Here is an 18,343-nt window from a genome sequence, read left to right on the forward strand (position 1 = left end):
CATGGGCCCCGTTCGAAGGCGATTCCTTGCGCCGCAGGTCATTCAGACCTCTTCGATCGACTGTGGTCCGGCGTGCCTCACATCCGCATTCGCCGGCTATGGCCTCGATGTGGGCTATGAGTCACTTCGAGACGCTTGTCAAACGGACGTCGATGGCACTTCGATCGATGCGCTCGAACGCGTGGCCAACCATTTGGGCCTCGTCGCCGAGCAGATTTGGGTACCCGTCGACCATCTGACAATCGCCGAAATCGCACCACTGCCTGCGATCATCGTCGCCCAGAAACCAGGCGGCCCCGCGCACTTCTTACTGGCATGGCGTCAACACCTAGGCCTCTTCCAGGTCATGGATCCTGCGATGGGCCGCCGCTGGGTCTCGGGGACGCAACTCGCAAGCATGAATTTTCCCTACGAGATCGACATCGACGGGGAGATTTGGCGCGACTGGGCGAGCACTCCCGAGTTCTCGCACGCCATGCACCTGCGACTCGCGCACGTACGTGGCGACAAGACGCTGCTCGAGGCTGCGAACGCCGACCCATCGCCGATCTCGCTCGCGACCCTTGATGCAGCAACCCGCATGGTCGCCGACCTCGTCGTCGCCGGCGCAGTCCGGCGAGGACACGAAAGTCGAGATCTCCTTGCGTCGCTGTACGCACAGGCGCTCGTCGACCACGCCGCAGGTGCCTCGGGACGGAGCATTCCCGAGCTATTCTTCAGCGCACTTCCGCTACCCGGAGGACAGGTCCGACTGCGCGGAGCGATTGTCCTTCGCTTTCGCGGGCGTCGAGCCGACGGTGCAACCTCGACCTCGCCCGAAGATCCGCTCGTCTCGGAAACCGTGCTGCGCATCAAAAAAGAGCCGAGACGTCGCCCATGGCTCGAGGCGATACGCATTCTCGAGCGTGATGGCCTTTTGACACCGACGATAATTGGCGGCGCGACCCTCGTTTCGGCGTTCATCGCATTTATCGAGATCATCATGCTTCGTGCACTGCTCGACATCGGCGGTCGTCTACAGGGAACGGGCCAGCGACTCGTGAGCATTGCGTTGCTCGTCGGCTTCATGCTCTTCGCAACGACGTTCGAGCTCTGGAGCGCCGTCGCCGTAAGAGCGCTCGGTCGCCGCTTCGAGCTCCGTTTAAGAACCGATTTCCTTTCGAAGATACCGCGGCTCGGCGATGCTTATTTCCGGAGCCGTCCGGCATCGGATATGGCGCATCGAGCGCATTCGTTCTATCCCGTACGAAACGTGCCATGGCTCGCGGCACGTATCCTCCGCTTGCTGACTACGCTCGCGGTGACGCTCGTTGGGCTCTTGTGGCTGGATCCCGCGGGCTGGCATATTGCGCTTGGCACGGCAGCGACTTGCGTCGTCATCCCGTGGATTGGCCAAAGCCTTCTCACGGAAAAGGATCTCAACGTTCGGGTGCAGAACGGCCGGCTAGCACAGTTCAACCTCGATGCGTTGCTCGGCCTCATGCCTATCCGTGCGCACGGAGCCGAACGCGCCGTGCGCTGGGAGCATGCCTCGATTGTCTTCGAGTGGGCTGGGGCCTGCAAAGAGAGATTACGCCTCACTCTAACCATCGAGTCCCTTCAGACGCTCGCCACGACGCTGCTCTCGATCCTCGTGGTCCTCGGATACATGCGGCGCACCGCCGAACCAGGAGCGATACTCCTGCTCGCGTATTGGGTGCTCGGTCTGCCCGCGGTCGGTCAAGAGCTCGCTCTGCTCGTGCGTCAACTTCCCCGGCAGCATAACCTTCTCGGTCGATTGCTCGAACCAATCCTCAGTGAGGACACCGAGTCGTGTGCCGCATCGCCTGATCTCGAGACGATCCATTCGACAGCCCAAGCTCCTCGCATTCGCTTCGACGATGTAAGTGTCGTCATCGGCGGGCGGACCGTCCTTGACGCGATCTCGCTCGACGTGGCCGCGGGCGAACACGTCGCGATTGTAGGTCCGTCCGGTGCCGGAAAATCCACGCTCCTCGGCCTTCTGCTTGGCTTTTGCGGCAACGGAGCGGGAATCCGAATCGACGACCGTCCGCTCGACGTCAAAGAGCTCCGCAAAAGGGTCGTCTGGGTCGACCCGGCGGTGACGCTCTGGAGCCAACCCCTGGTCGACAACGTTCGGTTCGGGACCGAGGATCGCGAAGATCTTCCAATCGCGCCGATTCTTCGTCAAGCCGAGCTCCTCGAGGTACTGGAGAGTATGCCCGATGGCCTCCAGACCAACCTCGGTGAAGCCGGGCGCCTCGTCTCCGGAGGCGAAGGGCAGCGGGTGCGCCTGGCGCGCGGGATGAGCAAGGCGGCGGCGGGGCTGGTCCTCCTCGACGAGCCGTTCCGTGGTCTCGAGCGACCGATGCGTGAGCAACTCGCCAGGCGCGCGAGGAACTGGTGGACCGGGGCGACGCTGCTCTGCGTAACCCATGACATCGCCGAGGCAATGAACTTCGATCGTGTGGTCGTGGTCGACGACGGCCGGATCGTCGAGCAGGGCTCACCGAGCGAGCTCCTCGAGACGAAAGGGGGGCGATTCTACGAACTCCTCGACTCCGAACGCGAGCTTCACGAGAAGCGTTGGAACGACCCGGCATGGCGAAACTTGCACGTCAAGCAGGGCCTCATCGAGGGGCGAGTCGCGGGAAGTGCGGCAAACGAACCATGATGGAGAAGGACAAGCTTCCGATTTGGCCCGTTGCACGGATCGAGGAGGCGCTCTATCGCCTGGGTCGACGGGACGACCTCACGCCGACTTTCGACGCGATCGCAAAGACCATTCTCGAGCCGCGTGATCTTCAGGCGTGGCTCTATGCGGCGGCCTCCCGCGGCGGCCTCGAGGCCGAGCCGCTTTGGGTCGATGGGAATGCGCTCGAGCAGGCCATCCGCACGGCGGGCTCCGTACTTGTCGTCGTATCGTGGGGAGTCCTCGCCGTCGAGCGTGCGCGGGGTAGCCGAGCGACGCTCCTTCATCCAGATGGCGGCACGATGCAACTGCCGCTCGAAACGGTCTGCGCTGCTGTGCGTTCACTATGGGAACGAAAGTACGAACTCGGGTCGCTCGAAGCGGTCGTCGATCGGGCCGGCGTGTCACGAGCACGAAAGGCGAAGGTTCGAGCTTCGCTGCTCGAGTTGCAGCTCGCCTCTCGTAAGATCGAAGTTGGCTGGATGGTTCGCCCCTCGGCAAGCGCTCCGTGGAGCGAGCAGCTTCGTCACGGCAAGCACCTCGGGAGCATCCTCAAGCTCGGCCTCGCCTTCGCGGTCATGAATGGTGCAGCGGTCGGTGCGTGGTACCTGCTCGGCCGCGGCGCGCTCTCTGGTGAGTTCGATTCGGGGTGGCTCGCTGGATGGGGCCTTACGCTCGCAAGCGCCGCAGTGCTACAAATCCTAACACGCTCTTGGGAGGGCGCAGCGTCGGTGGCCATGGGCGCGCTTTTGAAGAAGCGTCTCCTTCTCGGCGCGCTCCGGCTCGATCCATCCTCGTTACGGCACGAAGGTTTGGGCCGCGCGATGGCTCGCGTACTCGAAGCGGAGGCACTCGAGGAGCTCTCCCTCGCGGGAGGCATCCTCGGCATTGCGGGTACGATCGAATTCGTCGTAGCGATGGGCCTCCTTTTCCGAACGAACATCACCGTCTTTGCTACCTTCTTGCTCGTCTCCGCAGTCACAATCTGGATGTGTATTCGCCATTACCACTTCGTCTCGGCCTGGACCGCCGAGCGAATGACCTTGACTCAAAATCTCGTCGAGCACCTCGTGGGGCGTCGAACTCGCGAGGTTCAGGGGAACTCCGTGCGACTCCACGAACTGGAGGACGCCGAGCTCTCGCGCTACGCAAAGGTCTCGCGCGCCATGGATCGTTTCGCAGCGATTGCGAGCGTCATCGTGCCTCGCGGCGCACTCATCGCCGGCATTTGCGCACTCGTGCCCCTCCTCGTCAGCGGGCGCAGCTCCGTCGTGCTTTGGATCGGCATTGGTGGTGTGCTCCTTGCGCAACGCTCACTCACCCGACTCGCGAGTGGCCTCGGCGCCATGTTGGAGGCTGCAGTCGCGTGGAAGCGCGCCTCCGTGCTCGTCGATGCGGCACGCAAACCGGAGGAGGCAGCGAGCGGGCTCGGTCTCGCGGCTTCACTCCGCGCTGCGCCGATGGGAGCCCCCATCCTCGAGGCGCGTCAATTACAGTATCGATTCTCGCCCGAGCGGCAACCCGTACTTCGCGGTGCCTCGCTCACGATCCATTCGGGCGAGCGCCTGCTCGTCAAAGGACCGTCGGGAAGTGGCAAGTCGACGCTCGTCACGGTCCTCGCGGGATTACGGTCGCCGCAGTCCGGCCTCGTGCTGCTCGATGGGCTCGATCGCCATGTGCTCGGTGCCGAGGTCTGGCGAAAGAAGATCGCGACGGCACCGCAACAGCACGAGAACCATATCCTTCAGGGGACGCTCGCTTTCAATCTGCTGCTCGGTCGTGAGTGGCCCGCCACTTCCGACGATCTCGTCGAGGCAGAACGGGTGTGCGAAGAGCTTGGACTCGGAGAGCTCCTCGATCGAATGCCAGGCAGACTCGCGCAAACGGTCGGCTCCACAGGCTGGAGACTCTCACACGGCGAACAGAGTCGCATCTTCATTGCGCGCGCACTACTCCAACGGAGCGAAGTGGTCATTCTCGACGAAAGCCTGGCGGCTCTGGACCCAACGAGCAGTGAGCGCGTGATGGCTTGCGTCCTACGCCGCGCCCGCACATTGCTGCTGGTAGCGCACCCTTAGCGATCCATCGAGGTGGATGGCTCGGGCACGAGGAGCGCTGCTATTGGATCGAATTGCGCGCTTTCGCATCCGTAGTTTCGCGGTAGCAGACGGGCGCCCGAAGAATCCCACTCGAAAAAGATGAATCGCTCCCCGGTTCGAGGCCTCCACGAGAACATCGCATGCTCGTCCCCGAGAATCGCCACGATGCTCTCGGCAATGTGTAGCTTTTCGAAGAATACGCCATCGTAACCATCGTCGCAGTACACGAGATCGCGACCAAGCGAGAGCCAGTTGCGACCTGCGTCTCCCATGGCCTCGGCAAGCTTTACCATGAAGGCTCTCCGACACCCGGCGAGACCGTCACGCAGGCCGTAGATCAGCCCCTCCTCCCAGAGCCCGAAGGGAAGCTCACCGCGGAGTACGTGTCGCGCACCGTCGTGCTTACCGGGATGGAGGAGTGCGGCTCCACATAGCTCCCCGTCACGATTGCGCACCGTCGCAACGACGGCGTCGTCTCGGAGGAGTTCCATGATGGCATCGAGCTCGTGCGCGCGATGGGGCGCGATTCCTTTTCCGTACATGATGCGGACAAAGATTGGAAAATAGACCTCCTCGACGAATCGCTCGATGCCAAAGTTGGCAATCGTCATGAGCTCGATGCGTAGATTGGCCAGCTCCCATTCCGTGAGGGACCGCCGTAATTTCTTGCGATATCTACGGGGATATTGCTCGAGCAAGAACGGTGTTCGCACGAAACATTCGATGGCGACGGGCGCTTCCACGAAACCGGCTCGTCGGAGCCGCACGAGCTCCTCGCGCCGGGCGCTCACATGCACGGACTGCTCTTGAGCGAGGAGAATTGCGGCCTCGAGTTCGGAGCCATCGAGCACCAGAAACTGTACGCTCATCGCACCTCTGCTTGCCGAGCACTCGACCACGCCAGGAGCTCCTCGATCCGACTCGCGCAACCGAGAAGGTGTCCATCGACTGCGCCGATAACACGCGCATGAAGACCGCGGTCGTCAACGTAAAACGAAACGAGCCCTTCGTCGGGCGCGAGGGCGGACGGCTGCCACGAGAACCAGTCCGCTGGCAGGCGCTCCTCCCATGCCAGGCGATCGGCGCGAAGGAGGTCGCGATGCCAATAGCGGGCCGTCCGGGACGCAATCCAAGGAGAGCGCCGCACGCGCACATTCGCAAAGCCGTGCGCCTCGAGCATTTGAAGAGACGCATAAAAGAATGCGTCGGAGAGGTGCGGGTCCTGCGTTGCCGACACCACCATGTCGAGGCCATCCGGGACGAGGTCCTCCGCCGAGTATCGCTCGAAAGGGGTGCGGAGTGTCGGCTGGAAGAGTGCCGCCGCAATCTCGACGCCGCGTACACTCGCGATCGTGAGAAGGACGTCCGAAGTCGCCAGACGGCGCAGTGTTGGCACGTTCATCGAAAAATCTGCATCTGTCGTGCAATACGAGCACCTCACGAACAGCGGAAAATAGACCGCGTCGACAAGCCGCTCGAAGCCGAACGAAGCGATGTCACAAATGGCAAATTCGACACCGCCGCGCCTCCACTCCTCCATACGACAATCGACGGCAGTCGGTACCGGTGCCCCCGTGGCCGTCCACATATCGACGGCAGGCACACCGCGGACGTAACCCGACGGGGCCGGTAAATCGGCGGCGAGCCGGAGATGCACGTGGCGCGTCGCTGCTAGTAAGGCGGCGACGCGAACGCCGTGGGGAGAACCAGGAAGACGCGTGAGGGCAGTGGACACGACGGAGTCAATCCAGCGAGAGCGCGATCGCACGCAGAAGGAAGTTGACGAGGAAGAGTCCCGAGGTGACGTCGAGCTCCGAGACCGGTGCAAACTCCGCAACCTCGAGCACGGGTATGCGGATGCCTGCATTCCGAACGGCCGCAACGACACGCAGGACGTCCGTCGATCGGAGGCCCTCGGGTAACGCGGATCCGACTGCGGGGAGGAGGCTCGGATCGAATACGTCCACATCGACCGTCACCGCCGTCGAGGATACCGAATGCGCACGTAGCGCAGACACAACGTCTTCTGCGCTTGCGCAGAGGCGCCGCTTCGCTGGGGGCTCCCGTCTGTCGGCAGGAACGATCCCCCTCAATCCAAACTGGGCGATCGCTTGAACGGCATCCTCGTCGTCGAGATGGGAGACGACATTCGCACAGTCCGGAAACGCACCGTTCTTCCCCGCCGCGTCCTCGTGCGCATCGACCCACACGATGCCCTCTTGATCGAGCGCCTTCCCGAGAAAGTACGAGATCGAGTGGTCGCCGCCAAGGATGACCAGCAACTTCGTCGACTCACGCAATGTCTCGTAAACGTATGGGAGTGCCGAAAGCTGGCCGATTCCTTCCGCCCTCGAACAAGGAAAGTCGCCGGCGTCCGCCATGCGAACTCCTTGGAGGAGCGTCGTGCGCGTAGTGTAGTCGAACCAACCGAGTGCGCCGCCCGTTCTTCCATTCATGAGCGGAAAGAGCGTGGACGTGCTTCGAAGGAATCCCGGGGCGGCCGCGGGAGAGCGATGCCCGAGCCCGCCCGTGTCGGTCGGAACGCCGACGAAGACGACGTCGTACGCGGTGTCCTGATTCCACCTTGGCGCGCCGAACATCGTTGGCGCCACGTCGATCATTCGGACTTCCGAAGGTTGCGGGAAAATGCCCTTCGACGTCATCCGGCGCTCAACTCTTGCACCCGCAACGCTTCGCCTTCTCGATAGAACGCGAGCCGCTGCCTTCTTGGGGCAGGCTGATATTGCACGACCATCTCGGGAGGTGCTGAACGCGCCCGCAATCGCTCGAGAAGCCCGGCGAAGCCGAGGATGTCGCAATCGAACGAGACGAGCGAGAACCCGTCAGGCAGTCTCTCCGCGAGTTGCAGAGCCTCGCGGTCCTCGCCCGTGTACGGCTCGCCAGGATCACTGAGGCATTGCTCGTACTCGAAGAGCATGGCGAGTTCGCGTCGTCCGGTCGCCTCGATCCAAGCCTTTGCCGCGCGGGCGACCTTCAGCGAAAATGACGCGTCTTCAGGCGGCTGGTCGACGAATGACCGAGTCACTCCCTCGAGGAATGCAGGTCCGTAGAACGCCGTGGCGTAGAAGGTCAGGTGTTGAAATGTTGTACCCAGCGGGGAAGCAATCGCCAACCGATGACGATCCGATAGAAGCTCGAGTTGCGCGCGCTGAGCTTCCTTGATCCAGCCAGGACACCCGCCCAGCGTAAGCGCACGAAGGAGTTCACCATAGCGGGCGTCGTCTGCGTCACGCATGTGCGGCCACCGCCTGAACGCGTTCGGCAACGCGAATGACGTTGCTTCGGAGTACATCGAGGCGAGCACCTTCCACTTCGATGGTGATCGCCTTCACGTTGCGCGCGAACGCTAGGACGCGGTCGAGAACGGTCAGGCCCAGCGGCGGAATATCGACTTCGTGCGCATCTTCCCACAGGGTGCCGCGGCTGGTGTCGGTCATCGTGTAACCCGCGAGATGGACTTCCACGACGTCATCCCAACCGGTGAAGGTATCGAGGTACGAAAGGGGCTCTTTGGCAGAGCACGCGCAATAGCCAATGAAGTGCCCGATGTCGAGGACGAGACCGCAGCCGGTTCGGCGCGCGAGCTTCGCCATGAAGGAGAGCAGGTCCATATCGCCGAGCACACAATAGAAGGGCGGATTTTCGGCAAGGAACGGCCAGCGCGACGCGGAGAGGATGCGGCCGACGATGCGCGTCGCCTCGTCGAGGCTCTTTTCGTCGAGAATGGGCGGAATCATGTGGGCCCCGAGAGCGCCCCCTTTCCACACCCAGATCCCGAGGTCTTCTTGGATCCAGCGCGGCGAAAGCGATTCGCACAAGTCGAGCACGCGGCGAAGACGATCATCGTCGGCCTCGCCGACGAGGTTGATCTCTTCGAGGTGGGCCACACACCCGAGCGAAGCTTTCTCGAGCAATGCACCGAGTGCATCGGGAAGCGGTGCCATCGTACTGACTCCGATATTGAGGAGATCAATCGGAGGAAGATGGCCGGCTTTGCCGTCGAGGATGGCCCGGGCGATGGCGACGGCTTCGGTCGCGCTGGCGCTCATCCCCAAGCCGAGAAATGGGTACTCAGCGACGCTCACGCTGCCACTGCACGCTGACGACATAGCTCCTCCAGATGGTCAAAGTGTCGATCGAAGTTTTCCAGCCACGGCACGGCCTCGATGAGTGACGTGGTGCCCATCAGAGTCCCAGCATCATTCGAGTCGAGTAATGCCTCGAGGACGACACAAGGCAGCTGTCTCAGCGAGACGGCCTCGATGCGTAGGTATTGAGCGACCCTGCGATCACTCGACGCCATTTCCGTCGCGGAAATATCGACCCGAGCGATCATGGCGGACAGACGCTGGATGTACGGGTAGAAATCGCAAACGAAGTATTGGTAGATCTTCTTCGTAGCCGGATTCGTAAAGAGGGTCACCGGTTCTGGGAGGACATCCAAGGAAAATTGGGTCCCTATGAGTTCTTCGTAAAATTTACGCAGAGGCGTCGACGGATACTGGACCAGCGCGGTGAAAAGATGGTGGTGCGGCAAGTAATCTGCGAGCCCGGCGGTACGAATGAACGTGAGACTCTCGCGCAACTGCTCCGGAGTCTCATCAGGGAGGAAGAGAATGAAATCGATGAGTACGTCGAGTTCGAGTCTCTGCAGCATCGCGAGTGCGAAGTAATTGTCTGCGACTTTGACGTGCTTCCCCATCTTGTCCAGCATCGACTGCGAGCCTGACTCGAAGCCGACTTCGACGGCGCGGAGACCTTGCGAGACGAGTTTGCGGAGGGCGGTCTCACCGAGACGCCGGAGGTCGTCCACCCGTGCCGAAAAGCTCCACGTCTGCTCTGGATGTCGCATCTCGAACATTTCGCCAATTGCGATGACCCGCTTCTTGTCGATGAGGAAGTCCGCATCCATGAAGTTGATGTGCTCGATCGAGGGGTCCTCGACCTTAGCTGCGGCGATCCAGTCGCCCAAGCGCTCCGCACTAACCGCCCGCCACTTCGAGTCCGACGCACGGATCGAGCAGAACGTGCAGGAGAATGGGCATCCACGGCTCGTGGTGAACGGGAACGCTTTACGGAAGCGCTTTTCTTTGCGGTCGAATGCGACGAGGTACTGCTCGTAAGGCGAACGCACCTTCGCGATCGGGATTGGGACGGTATCCAGATCCTTGACCGGATCCGTCGTCCCAACCGAAACGATACCGAGTTTGTCTTTGTAGACCACGCCCGCGACACGTGGAGGACGCCCGCCGTCAATGAGTGTCCGAATGATGGCCGAAAGCGGACGTTCCCCCTCACCGCGCACGACGAAATCGAACGCGTCGCGGTGATGCTCCGCGAGATATTGTGGCAATGCCGTTGCGTGCGGACCGCCGATGACCGTCTTCACGCGGTGGTTCCGCGCTTTGATCTGAATTGCCCAGGCTCGGACGATCATGAAGTTCGTGCTGTAGGCGCAGAGACCGACCAAATCGTACGTAGCAATACCGTCAGTGTCGAGGCATGCATAGTCGTCATCTCGGCAATCGGAGTAGTCGAACAGCTCCACTTCTATTCGTTCTCCAAACTCATTTGCAAGATAGCTATGAATGGCCATCAACCCGATAGGACGCATGGAGTCAGTCGACGCAGCGCCGTACGGAGGCGATATGAGCGCAATACGATACACGGTTCAACCTCTTGACTTCGACATGAGTCGAGTTTCATCGAGCAGAGTCAACACGAGGGCCCGGAAACATGGATCGCGCACGAAAGCTCGCGCGTTCGCGCGCAATCCATCGCCCTCACCCTTCCCGTGGGAAGCAGCATCGCCTGCGCTAGGAGCATGGGTGAGGATCATGCTCCGGGCGATTCGTCGGTCAGGTCGGTTTGGGCTGCGTGCGCCCGGCAGCGACAACGACCGGGAGTCGCGCCTGGAGCTCGGAAGAAATGGGGATTCCGAGATCGTTCGTCTCCGCAGTATCTTTGCGCGGCGCTAGCCGTGATGCGAACACCAGTTTGGTCTTCGACTTACCTTCATTATTCTTGACTTCACTCATAATTAGCCTCGTTCACCGCACGCGGGGTTGGTAAGCAACAGTCACTTTGCCGCGCCGGCCAGCATGTCTGCTAGCACCACTATCCGGAGACTCGCCACCCCGTGGCCGTTCAAATCACCGCAACATAACCAAACCGTCACCCGACATCGTTCAAATCACCACGAAGTCACCACACCATCACCCGTCGCGTGCAATTTTCACGTGTATGGTGAGCACACGCGAACCAAATGGTTCGAATTGGCGTCATGGGCAAGCTACCTCCCGGGGCACGCGTGCATTCGAGGCGAGGTTCAAGCAGGGAGTCTTCGGCGACCTCGAAGGCCTGGCTGCTTCCTCGATCGGATGGAGCACGTCGCGGCGTGACGGGGCGGATTCGGTGCATTCGATGCACTGCGTCGTTCGAAACGGCGTGAACGTCTTCGATCTCGTGCCGTATTGCCGCAATGGAGGCGCCGAGAAAGCCCTCGCGGAAGCGCTGTCCCCGAGCGATGACGCGCCGGCGGTTGCGCGCGAAGAGATCATCGTGATGAGCCGCGCAGGTTTTCTCGACGAGGATGTCGGCGATTTCGGTCCTCACACCCAGCTGATTGAGGATCGATATATCTCTCGTGGCACGTTCGCGTGGGAAGATCTCGCGCAGGGCAATCACACGATCGCCCCGGCATTCCTGCGTCGCGCGATCGAAACGAGCGTGCGTCGACTGCGAACGGGCATCGATGTGCTCTTCGTGGCATCGCCAGCAATACAGCTCTCGATCGTCGACCTCCCCACGCTCGAGGACCGTCTCCGCCGCGCCTTCGAAACGCTCGAAGAATGTGTCTCGGAACGTATAATCGGACGTTACGGTGTGGTCAATCCCGCCGGCCTCCAGCTCGCGCGATTGATGGAACTCGCAAGGGAGGTCGGCGGAAACAGCCACCATTTCCGTGCCGTACAATTTCCCCTCAGCTTGCATGCTACGACCCTAGGCGTGCCGCGCGAGCAAGTCGTTCACGGGCACGCGATGAACATACTGGATGCCGCACGCGAACTGGGACTCTGGGTCTGCGTGTCGGGCGCGATCAGGAGGGGCGATGCCGAGTACGACATGGATCCGGAAGTTCGAGGCCGACTCGGCGTGCTCGTGACGGACGCGCAGCTCGCGCTCCAGTGGGCTAGGTCGATGCCAGGTGTCGGGGTGGCGCTCTGCGGAATGAGGCGGCTGGCTCATATCGAGGAGAACTGCGCGGTCGCTGCGGTGCCCCTCGCGGATGCCGAGAGTGTCCTTGCATTCTTGCCAGACGAGGCTGCATCTTGAAATACGCAACCAATCGGGTCGAGCGTACACACGGGCTAACGGCCGACGAGTTCCACGAAAGATTCTTGGATAGGAACTTGCCCATCGTGCTCACGGACCAAGTGCCGCGCTGGCCGGCGAGTAGGCGCTGGTCCATCGACTACCTGATCGAGAAATTCGGCAATCGTCCGGTCGCAGCGAATTTACACGATGACGGTATGCACACGGGGCACCACGTCACTCTCCGGCAAACGACCCTGAAATCGGTCCTCATGCCGATGCCCGACGCGCCTAAACTCCATTCACTCGTCGTTCACGTTCTCAAACTTGCACCCTACCTCATCCCGGATTTCTCGATTCCGACAGTCGTTTCACCCTCGGAGGTACAGTCGTCGGGCTTTTGGATCAAGCCGAAGACGACAACGAGTGGGTTGCATTTCGATCACCAGAACGGTCTGCTCGGTGTCGTGCGTGGGCGCAAACGGATCTTGATGTTCTCGCCCGACCAGGTCGAGCAGATGTATCCGTGCCCAATTCGCGAACTCGAAGACGAGATGAAGCGAAATTGGAGCTCGATCCGCAACGTCTTCAACCCCGACTACGAAAGATTCCCTCGCCTCGCAGAAGCGATCTGCCACGAGGTGATCCTCGATGAGGGTGAGATGCTCTTCATCCCGAAGTTTTGGTGGCACGCCGTCGAGCACGTCGTCGATATGACGATTAGCGTAAATTTCTTTCTTCGGGTCACGGAGAGCGATTCCTTTCCGCTCTTCTATCGAGACCGCGTCTTCATCGAGCGACTTCTCGCGGCCGTTTAGGTCGCAAGGGATGGACCCATGTATGCAATCCGCCGCATCACTTCGTCGCTAGACTTCCGGCTAGAGGGCGCGCCCTCCGTGGAGGCGTCGCTGACCGACCGACTCGAGCGCAAGAGAACCCGTTACGAGTGGTGCTTCGTCCTCACGCGCCGAGATATCGACATCGGGCGAGTCGGATTCCAAGTCGAAGATACGTGTCCAGCAGCGTTCCTCGGCGACTTACCTGCGCGCGAAGCTTTTGCTTTCGGGCTATGGCTACCCTGGGACGCCCCCGACTACGTCGAGGCGGGACGATTCTTGATCAAGGAAGCCATTGACACCATCCGGCACGACATACCTGAGGCCCCCCAGATGGTCGTCAATCGCGAAACAAGCGCTCATCCCGAGAAGCAATGTGCGGTCTTCGAAGCTCTGGGTGCGGCACTATTTCAGGAGAAGCAAGGCTTCACCTGGACGCGCGGCTCGACTTGCCCGCCATCACCGTCGAATCGGCTCGTCTTCGAAACCATCGAGCAGGTCGGCCCTGAACTGTATTGTTCGATCATCGGCCGGGTCGGCGAGGGCACGCTGGATCGCAACGATGCATGGTACCGCGCACGGGCCGGGGAGATGAACTGGGCCAAGGTCTTCATGACCTACTTCGGCTCGGGAGACGAGAAGAGCTGGCTCGTCGCCAGGCAGCCAAATGGTGATCCTGTGGGCATGGTGGCAGTGTCGCCGTTCGATGACACCACCGCGACAATCGTTTTCATCGGCGTCGTCCCCAAGCATCGGGGGAACGGCTACATCGATGATCTCGTACGCGCGGGCACCCTCGCGGCCGATGCGCGGGGGTACGCCTCGATGCTCTCAGACGCGGACGTTCTAAACCGTCCGATGACATCCGCGTTCGAGCGGAACGGGCATCGCGATGACGTACGCCCCTGGCACCGCTGGCATTATCGCCTATGACGCGCACTTCGGAGGCAAGGAGCAGCGTGAATATTACCTCTTTGGTGATGGACCTGGCTCGCGACGTCGAGTACGCATGGCAGCAGGCCGATTACGACAATGTCGAACTCGCAGTGATTGCCGACCGGGCATTGGTCGAGCATGCGCTTCACGAGTCGATTTCGTGGATGGATATCGTTCGATGGGTAAACATCGAACCAAACTTACCGAAGCAACACAACATCGAGGCTACATTCGGACAACCGCCGGTGACATTGTACGAGGGTCGCCGTTTTTACATCGAGGCCCTCTTCTGGCTGGACGGGTCGCCGGCTGTTCACAGCCACTCCTTTGCCGGTGCGTTTCAAGTTTTCGAGGGTACGAGCCTACACTCGGTCTACGAATTCGAAGAGCGACAGAGAGTGAATGCGGATTTTCGCATAGGCGATATGCGCTGTACGAAGGCAGAGTATCTTCATCGCGGCGACGTCCGACGTATTCTTCCTGGAGACGAATTCATTCATTCGACGTTCCACCTCGATGTTCCCTCGGTCAGCCTGGTCGTGAGGACACGCCACTCCACGCCACGCGACTCATCTGGAGACAGACAGTTCACATTCTTTCGACCGGGTATGGCGAGGGCGTCGCATTTCCAAGACGACGCCGTCACGCGTCGCTGCCAGCTATTGAAGATGCTGGGCATGCTCGGGCACGATGATTACGACGCCGAGCTGCTACGGCTGGTCGAAGCGGATGACTTCGAGAGTATGATCCGATATCTGGAGGTCGACCTAGAGCTCCGACGTGATATCGAATCCATCGCCGCGATCCTCTCCCGGGTGGGCACGAAGCATGGAAAAAAAACGCGGTTACTGCTGCACGCAATCCTGAATTCAGCCCGAGAACAAACGATTTGTGGTCTACGCAAGACGGTGCAGGATGCTCGCCTTCGTCGTTTTCTCGCCGTGGCCATGGTCGCGTGGGATAGGAAGTCGGCCCTGGCGTTGTTGGAAGAAGGTTTTCCGAATGAATCTCCCATCGACGTAACCGTCGAATGCGCGATGCGGCTCGCGAAAGATCATCGAGATCTATCGGGTGTCCGTCTCGCATCCGATGACGCGGGAATATTGAGGGAGATATTGAGCGACAACCCTTCGAACGAGCTCATCGATCGGCAGCAGGTGGCAGCCATCCGATCGCGCCTTCTCTTTCCGTCCGTCATGGCCGTCTTCGTGAATCCGTAGCGTTCTCGCTCCGTACGCCGTTCTGGCACGGATGCTTTGCAGTTCGCAATTAGTCTGCTCACGGAGACCGAGAGCAGTAGAGGCCCGTTTTGGGCGTGACGCTCGAGGTGTCGGCCCAAGCTGGGATCGAAGTCGCGTATACGGGTGAGAACGTCTTGGATTCGTCGTTGCACGTTGATGCGTGCGCGTTCGCCAGCGAGAGCTTCTCACTCATGTCGGATGCGTGCGATCGCGTCGGTATCGCGCGAGACTCGGCTTCCTCGAGAGCATCCTCGATCGCCTCGAGCCGGCGTCGACACTCGGTTTTGGGCCTCCGCGTCGAGCCATTTGCCTGCATCGGAATGGATTACGTCCAGCGGTGCGGAGAGGTGTACGAGACGGCAGCGCAAACTCACGACCGGGCTCGCGTAGGAGCGTGGCGACGTAATGAAGTCCGTTACTGTCCCGCAAGTGCACTTCCCGACCTTCATGGTGGAGCGTCCAAAATTCACCAGGGCGTTGCAGAGCGGGTACCAGCTCGGCGCGCAGGTTGTGGGCAGCTAAACGAGAATGTCGAATTTCAGAGCAAGGAACGAAGTGCTCCGCGACGGCTTTGCCGCCATATCACCCCACGACAACGTGGAGGAATGATCATGAGCTATCGAATTTGCGGTTTGCCCGCCGAGCAGTTTGCCCACCTATTTTCTCTCTCGGCCGAGGAGCTTGCTGGGCGCGGCGTCGTTCGAGTGATTGCCGACGGTGGCTCCGGGTATCCGTGCCGTATCAGTCTCACGGACGCGGAGCCCGGGCAGGCCGTGTTGCTGACCCACTACGAGCACCACCCCGTCGATTCGCCGTTCCGGTCGAGTTACGCGATCTATGTTCGCGAAGGGGAGACGATGTATGACGAAATCGACCGAATACCGGAGCAGCTTCGAAAGCGGCTCTTGTCGGTCCGTGCCTTCGATCGACGGAGCATGCTGCTCGACGCGGATGTCATCGATGGCCCCGAGCTCGAGGGGGCCATTGCGCGATTCTTGTCGCAGGCTCGCGTGAGTTATTTGCATGTTCACTACGCCAAACCGGGTTGCTACGCCGCGCGCATCGAGCGGGCGTAATTCGGCACGCAGCGAGCATTTAGATATCCACGACTGCCAATCGGCATGTCGAATTCGCATCGAGGAAGACGGCACCCCATCGGTTGCCGTCTTGGCCGACAGCATTGCCTATTAGCGTGGGTAGATGGTGACCTCGGGTCTGCTTTTGCGTCGAGCTGACGATCGGGCTCGACAAGCTTCGTAGGATCGTCCACGACAAAGTGGCTGTCGCGATATCGCATTTCGATCCCGTTTCGACGCGACCAAAGCACGTCCATTGACCCGAGTCGTCTCAACCTCCGACCCACCAGAGGCTCCCATGGGCACCACTCAGCTCACGCAGGCACACGCCAAATCGCTCGATAACGTCCTCGCCATGATCGACGCCGGCGGTGGCAAGCACACCACGCACCCGGATCACCAGGCGTTCCTCAAACACACCGCTGAACATGGCGGCTTGGCGGAGAGTCGCTACCCCGCGCTGCACGCCGCCATCGCCAAAGCTACCGTGGCAGCAGCACCCGATACTGCAACCAAGGCGGCTCCACACAATTTCAAATCCGCCGAGAACGTGGTCTTCGTTGCGGCCAATCGCGAGACCAACAAGCTCATGGCGCGTGTGGTGCTGACCCGCACCCGGCCGGTGGCGATGATGAAAGTCACGGCCTTCGTGGCGATGAAACAGCAGGGGAGCACGGTGGTGCTCGCCCACGGTCAAGTCGTGCAGTTCGTCGGCCAGACCGTGCAGGTCGATACCGATACGGAAACCGCACTTACGGTCAAAGCCGGCACCAAGGTGACCGTGTTGACATCGTGGGTCGTCAATTACCAGGACGGTACCACCGAAATCAATTCGCATGCGGTCAGTAAGGTCGTGAAGGCGTCGACGGATCCGATCATCAAGGCACCGGTTCAGAACAAGGACCGCACCACGGGCGATCTTACGAACATCGTCATTGGCCTAGCCCGTGGATACAGCGTGGTCGGGCGCAATGCCGATGTCGATTACTGGTTCTGGCAGCACGAGCCGAATGACTTCGACATGCTCGTTCCCCTGCAGGGCTCATTCAAGCTAAAGCAAAAGCCCGCGAGCATTGGCATCAACAATCCCGCACTCGAGTTCGACCTTACGCTCGCGGAGGGCGGCAGCTCGGGCATCAATCAGCAAGATGCACAACAATACGCGAAATACTTCATGCTCGATCCCACGGACAAGACGGGGCGCACGGTCCTCTTCGACATGCACGCGACCGCCGACGACCAAGGCTCCGCGATCAACTTTGGCAAGTGCCCCTGGGTCTCCGAGACACGCTGCTTCTTCACGGCGAAAATCACCTGTGCCTATGACGATATCCTCAGCGGGGCGGAAGAAGTCGTCATTACCAGCTCGGTGTTGCCTGACCAGAACCCGCTCGACGGCATCGCCCATATCAAGCCGCTGACCTACGTCTGGCACTGCTTGGCAAAGGGCACGAAGATATTGCTCGCCGACGGCGCCACCAAGTTGGTCGAGGACATCACCAACGAGGACACGGTGATGAGCGACGGCGGCCCACGCCCTGTGCTGGCAACGCTGGCGCAACCGCACCATGGCCGGGTGCTCGTTCTTGCCTTCAACAACGGCTCGACGTTGACCGTGTCGGCCACGCACCCGATGTGCACTCCATCGGGTGCGGTCCAGGCCAGTTCGCTGAAAGTGGGTGACCGTGTGCGTGCGCACGGCGGCGAACACACGACCTTGACGTCCGTCAAGGAAGAGCGCCTTGCCGGCCACGTGCTGTACAATCTATGGCTCGACCCGACACGCCCGGGCGAGACGACGTTCGTAGCCAATGGCATCCAAGTCGGCGACTATTTGATCCAGGGCCGTCTCCTCCGCGAAGCGGCCGCCGACCCCGCCAAAGTGCGCGCCCGCCTGCACCCATCGATGCACACCGACTACGCCAGCTGGCTCGAAGACCGCTCCCAAAGGAAAGCCCACGCGCGCGGGTAATGCGCGACGAGAATGCCGTGGTGACGGCGGAATCCCGACCCCGTCACCACGGTGGCTGGGCGCCTGGAGTGCACACCATGCAGTAACGAGGTACTGCAGCTCATAACCCCGAGGCCCCGATCGAGTGATATCGTTTGCCATAGAGCCTCCCCGGTC

At 61.0% G+C, this 18,343-nt stretch carries 14 protein-coding genes; 8 read left to right on the forward strand and 6 right to left on the reverse strand.

Annotated features, from left to right (window positions below; genetic code table 11):
• The first annotated feature begins 1 nt into the window (after position 1).
• Both LZC95_43285 and LZC95_43290 read left to right on the forward strand, forming a co-directional pair.
• Positions 2–2,674 carry an ATP-binding cassette domain-containing protein gene (locus LZC95_43285; protein ID WXA93265.1) on the forward strand — a complete coding sequence of 891 codons (2,673 nt, stop codon included), beginning with the start codon at positions 2–4 and terminating at the stop codon, positions 2,672–2,674.
• Entirely contained in the window at positions 2,671–4,770 is a 2,100-nt protein-coding gene (locus LZC95_43290) for an ABC transporter ATP-binding protein/permease (protein WXA93266.1), read from the forward strand. Before LZC95_43285 ends, LZC95_43290 begins: the two co-directional genes overlap by 4 nt.
• On the opposite strand, the gene LZC95_43295 is transcribed toward LZC95_43290, so the two are convergent.
• From LZC95_43295 to LZC95_43320, 6 genes are read right to left on the reverse strand one after another with little or no spacing between them, the layout of a single operon-like run.
• Complete coding sequence (locus LZC95_43295) at positions 4,767–5,660, reverse strand: hypothetical protein (GenBank protein WXA93267.1); 894 nt, start codon at positions 5,658–5,660, stop codon at positions 4,767–4,769. The two genes, LZC95_43290 and LZC95_43295, sit on opposite strands and share 4 nt — an antisense overlap.
• The gene (locus tag LZC95_43300) at positions 5,657–6,526 is read right to left on the reverse strand and encodes a hypothetical protein (GenBank protein ID WXA93268.1); all 870 of its coding nucleotides are present in this window, start codon (positions 6,524–6,526) and stop codon (positions 5,657–5,659) included. Before LZC95_43300 ends, LZC95_43295 begins: the two co-directional genes overlap by 4 nt.
• A 7-nt stretch (positions 6,527–6,533) precedes the next feature.
• Positions 6,534–7,412: an arginase family protein gene (locus LZC95_43305; GenBank protein WXA93269.1), complete on the reverse strand. Its 879-nt coding sequence runs from the start codon at positions 7,410–7,412 to the stop codon at positions 6,534–6,536.
• A gap of 38 nt (positions 7,413–7,450) precedes the next feature.
• Complete coding sequence (locus LZC95_43310) at positions 7,451–8,047, reverse strand: hypothetical protein (GenBank protein ID WXA93270.1); 597 nt, start codon at positions 8,045–8,047, stop codon at positions 7,451–7,453.
• Entirely contained in the window at positions 8,040–8,861 is an 822-nt protein-coding gene (locus LZC95_43315) for a DUF692 family protein (GenBank protein ID WXA93271.1), read from the reverse strand. The genes LZC95_43310 and LZC95_43315 overlap by 8 nt, the downstream gene beginning before the upstream one ends.
• Positions 8,862–8,893: 32 nt before the next feature.
• Positions 8,894–10,480, reverse strand: a complete 1,587-nt coding sequence (locus tag LZC95_43320; GenBank protein ID WXA93272.1) for a B12-binding domain-containing radical SAM protein — start codon at positions 10,478–10,480, stop codon at positions 8,894–8,896.
• A 755-nt stretch (positions 10,481–11,235) separates the two neighbouring features.
• Between LZC95_43320 and LZC95_43325 the strand changes: the two genes are divergently transcribed.
• From LZC95_43325 to LZC95_43350, 6 genes are all read left to right on the forward strand, one after another.
• Positions 11,236–12,147: an aldo/keto reductase gene (locus LZC95_43325; GenBank protein WXA93273.1), complete on the forward strand. Its 912-nt coding sequence runs from the start codon at positions 11,236–11,238 to the stop codon at positions 12,145–12,147.
• On the forward strand, positions 12,144–12,944 hold the full coding sequence (locus LZC95_43330) for a cupin-like domain-containing protein (protein WXA93274.1): 801 nt from the start codon (positions 12,144–12,146) through the stop codon (positions 12,942–12,944). The genes LZC95_43325 and LZC95_43330 overlap by 4 nt, the downstream gene beginning before the upstream one ends.
• Positions 12,945–13,022: 78 nt before the next feature.
• Entirely contained in the window at positions 13,023–13,895 is an 873-nt protein-coding gene (locus LZC95_43335; GenBank protein WXA93275.1) for a GNAT family N-acetyltransferase, read from the forward strand.
• On the forward strand, positions 13,892–15,118 hold the full coding sequence (locus tag LZC95_43340) for a hypothetical protein (protein WXA93276.1): 1,227 nt from the start codon (positions 13,892–13,894) through the stop codon (positions 15,116–15,118). The genes LZC95_43335 and LZC95_43340 overlap by 4 nt, the downstream gene beginning before the upstream one ends.
• A 632-nt stretch (positions 15,119–15,750) precedes the next feature.
• Positions 15,751–16,215, forward strand: a complete 465-nt coding sequence (locus LZC95_43345) for a DUF1203 domain-containing protein (GenBank protein ID WXA93277.1) — start codon at positions 15,751–15,753, stop codon at positions 16,213–16,215.
• 298 nt (positions 16,216–16,513) lie between these two features.
• Positions 16,514–18,187 carry a Hint domain-containing protein gene (locus LZC95_43350; GenBank protein ID WXA93278.1) on the forward strand — a complete coding sequence of 558 codons (1,674 nt, stop codon included), beginning with the start codon at positions 16,514–16,516 and terminating at the stop codon, positions 18,185–18,187.
• Positions 18,188–18,343: the final 156 nt, after the last annotated feature.

The organism is Sorangiineae bacterium MSr12523 (assembly GCA_037157775.1).
In the GTDB taxonomy this organism is placed as follows: domain Bacteria; phylum Myxococcota_A; class Polyangia; order Polyangiales; family Polyangiaceae; genus Pendulispora; species Pendulispora brunnea.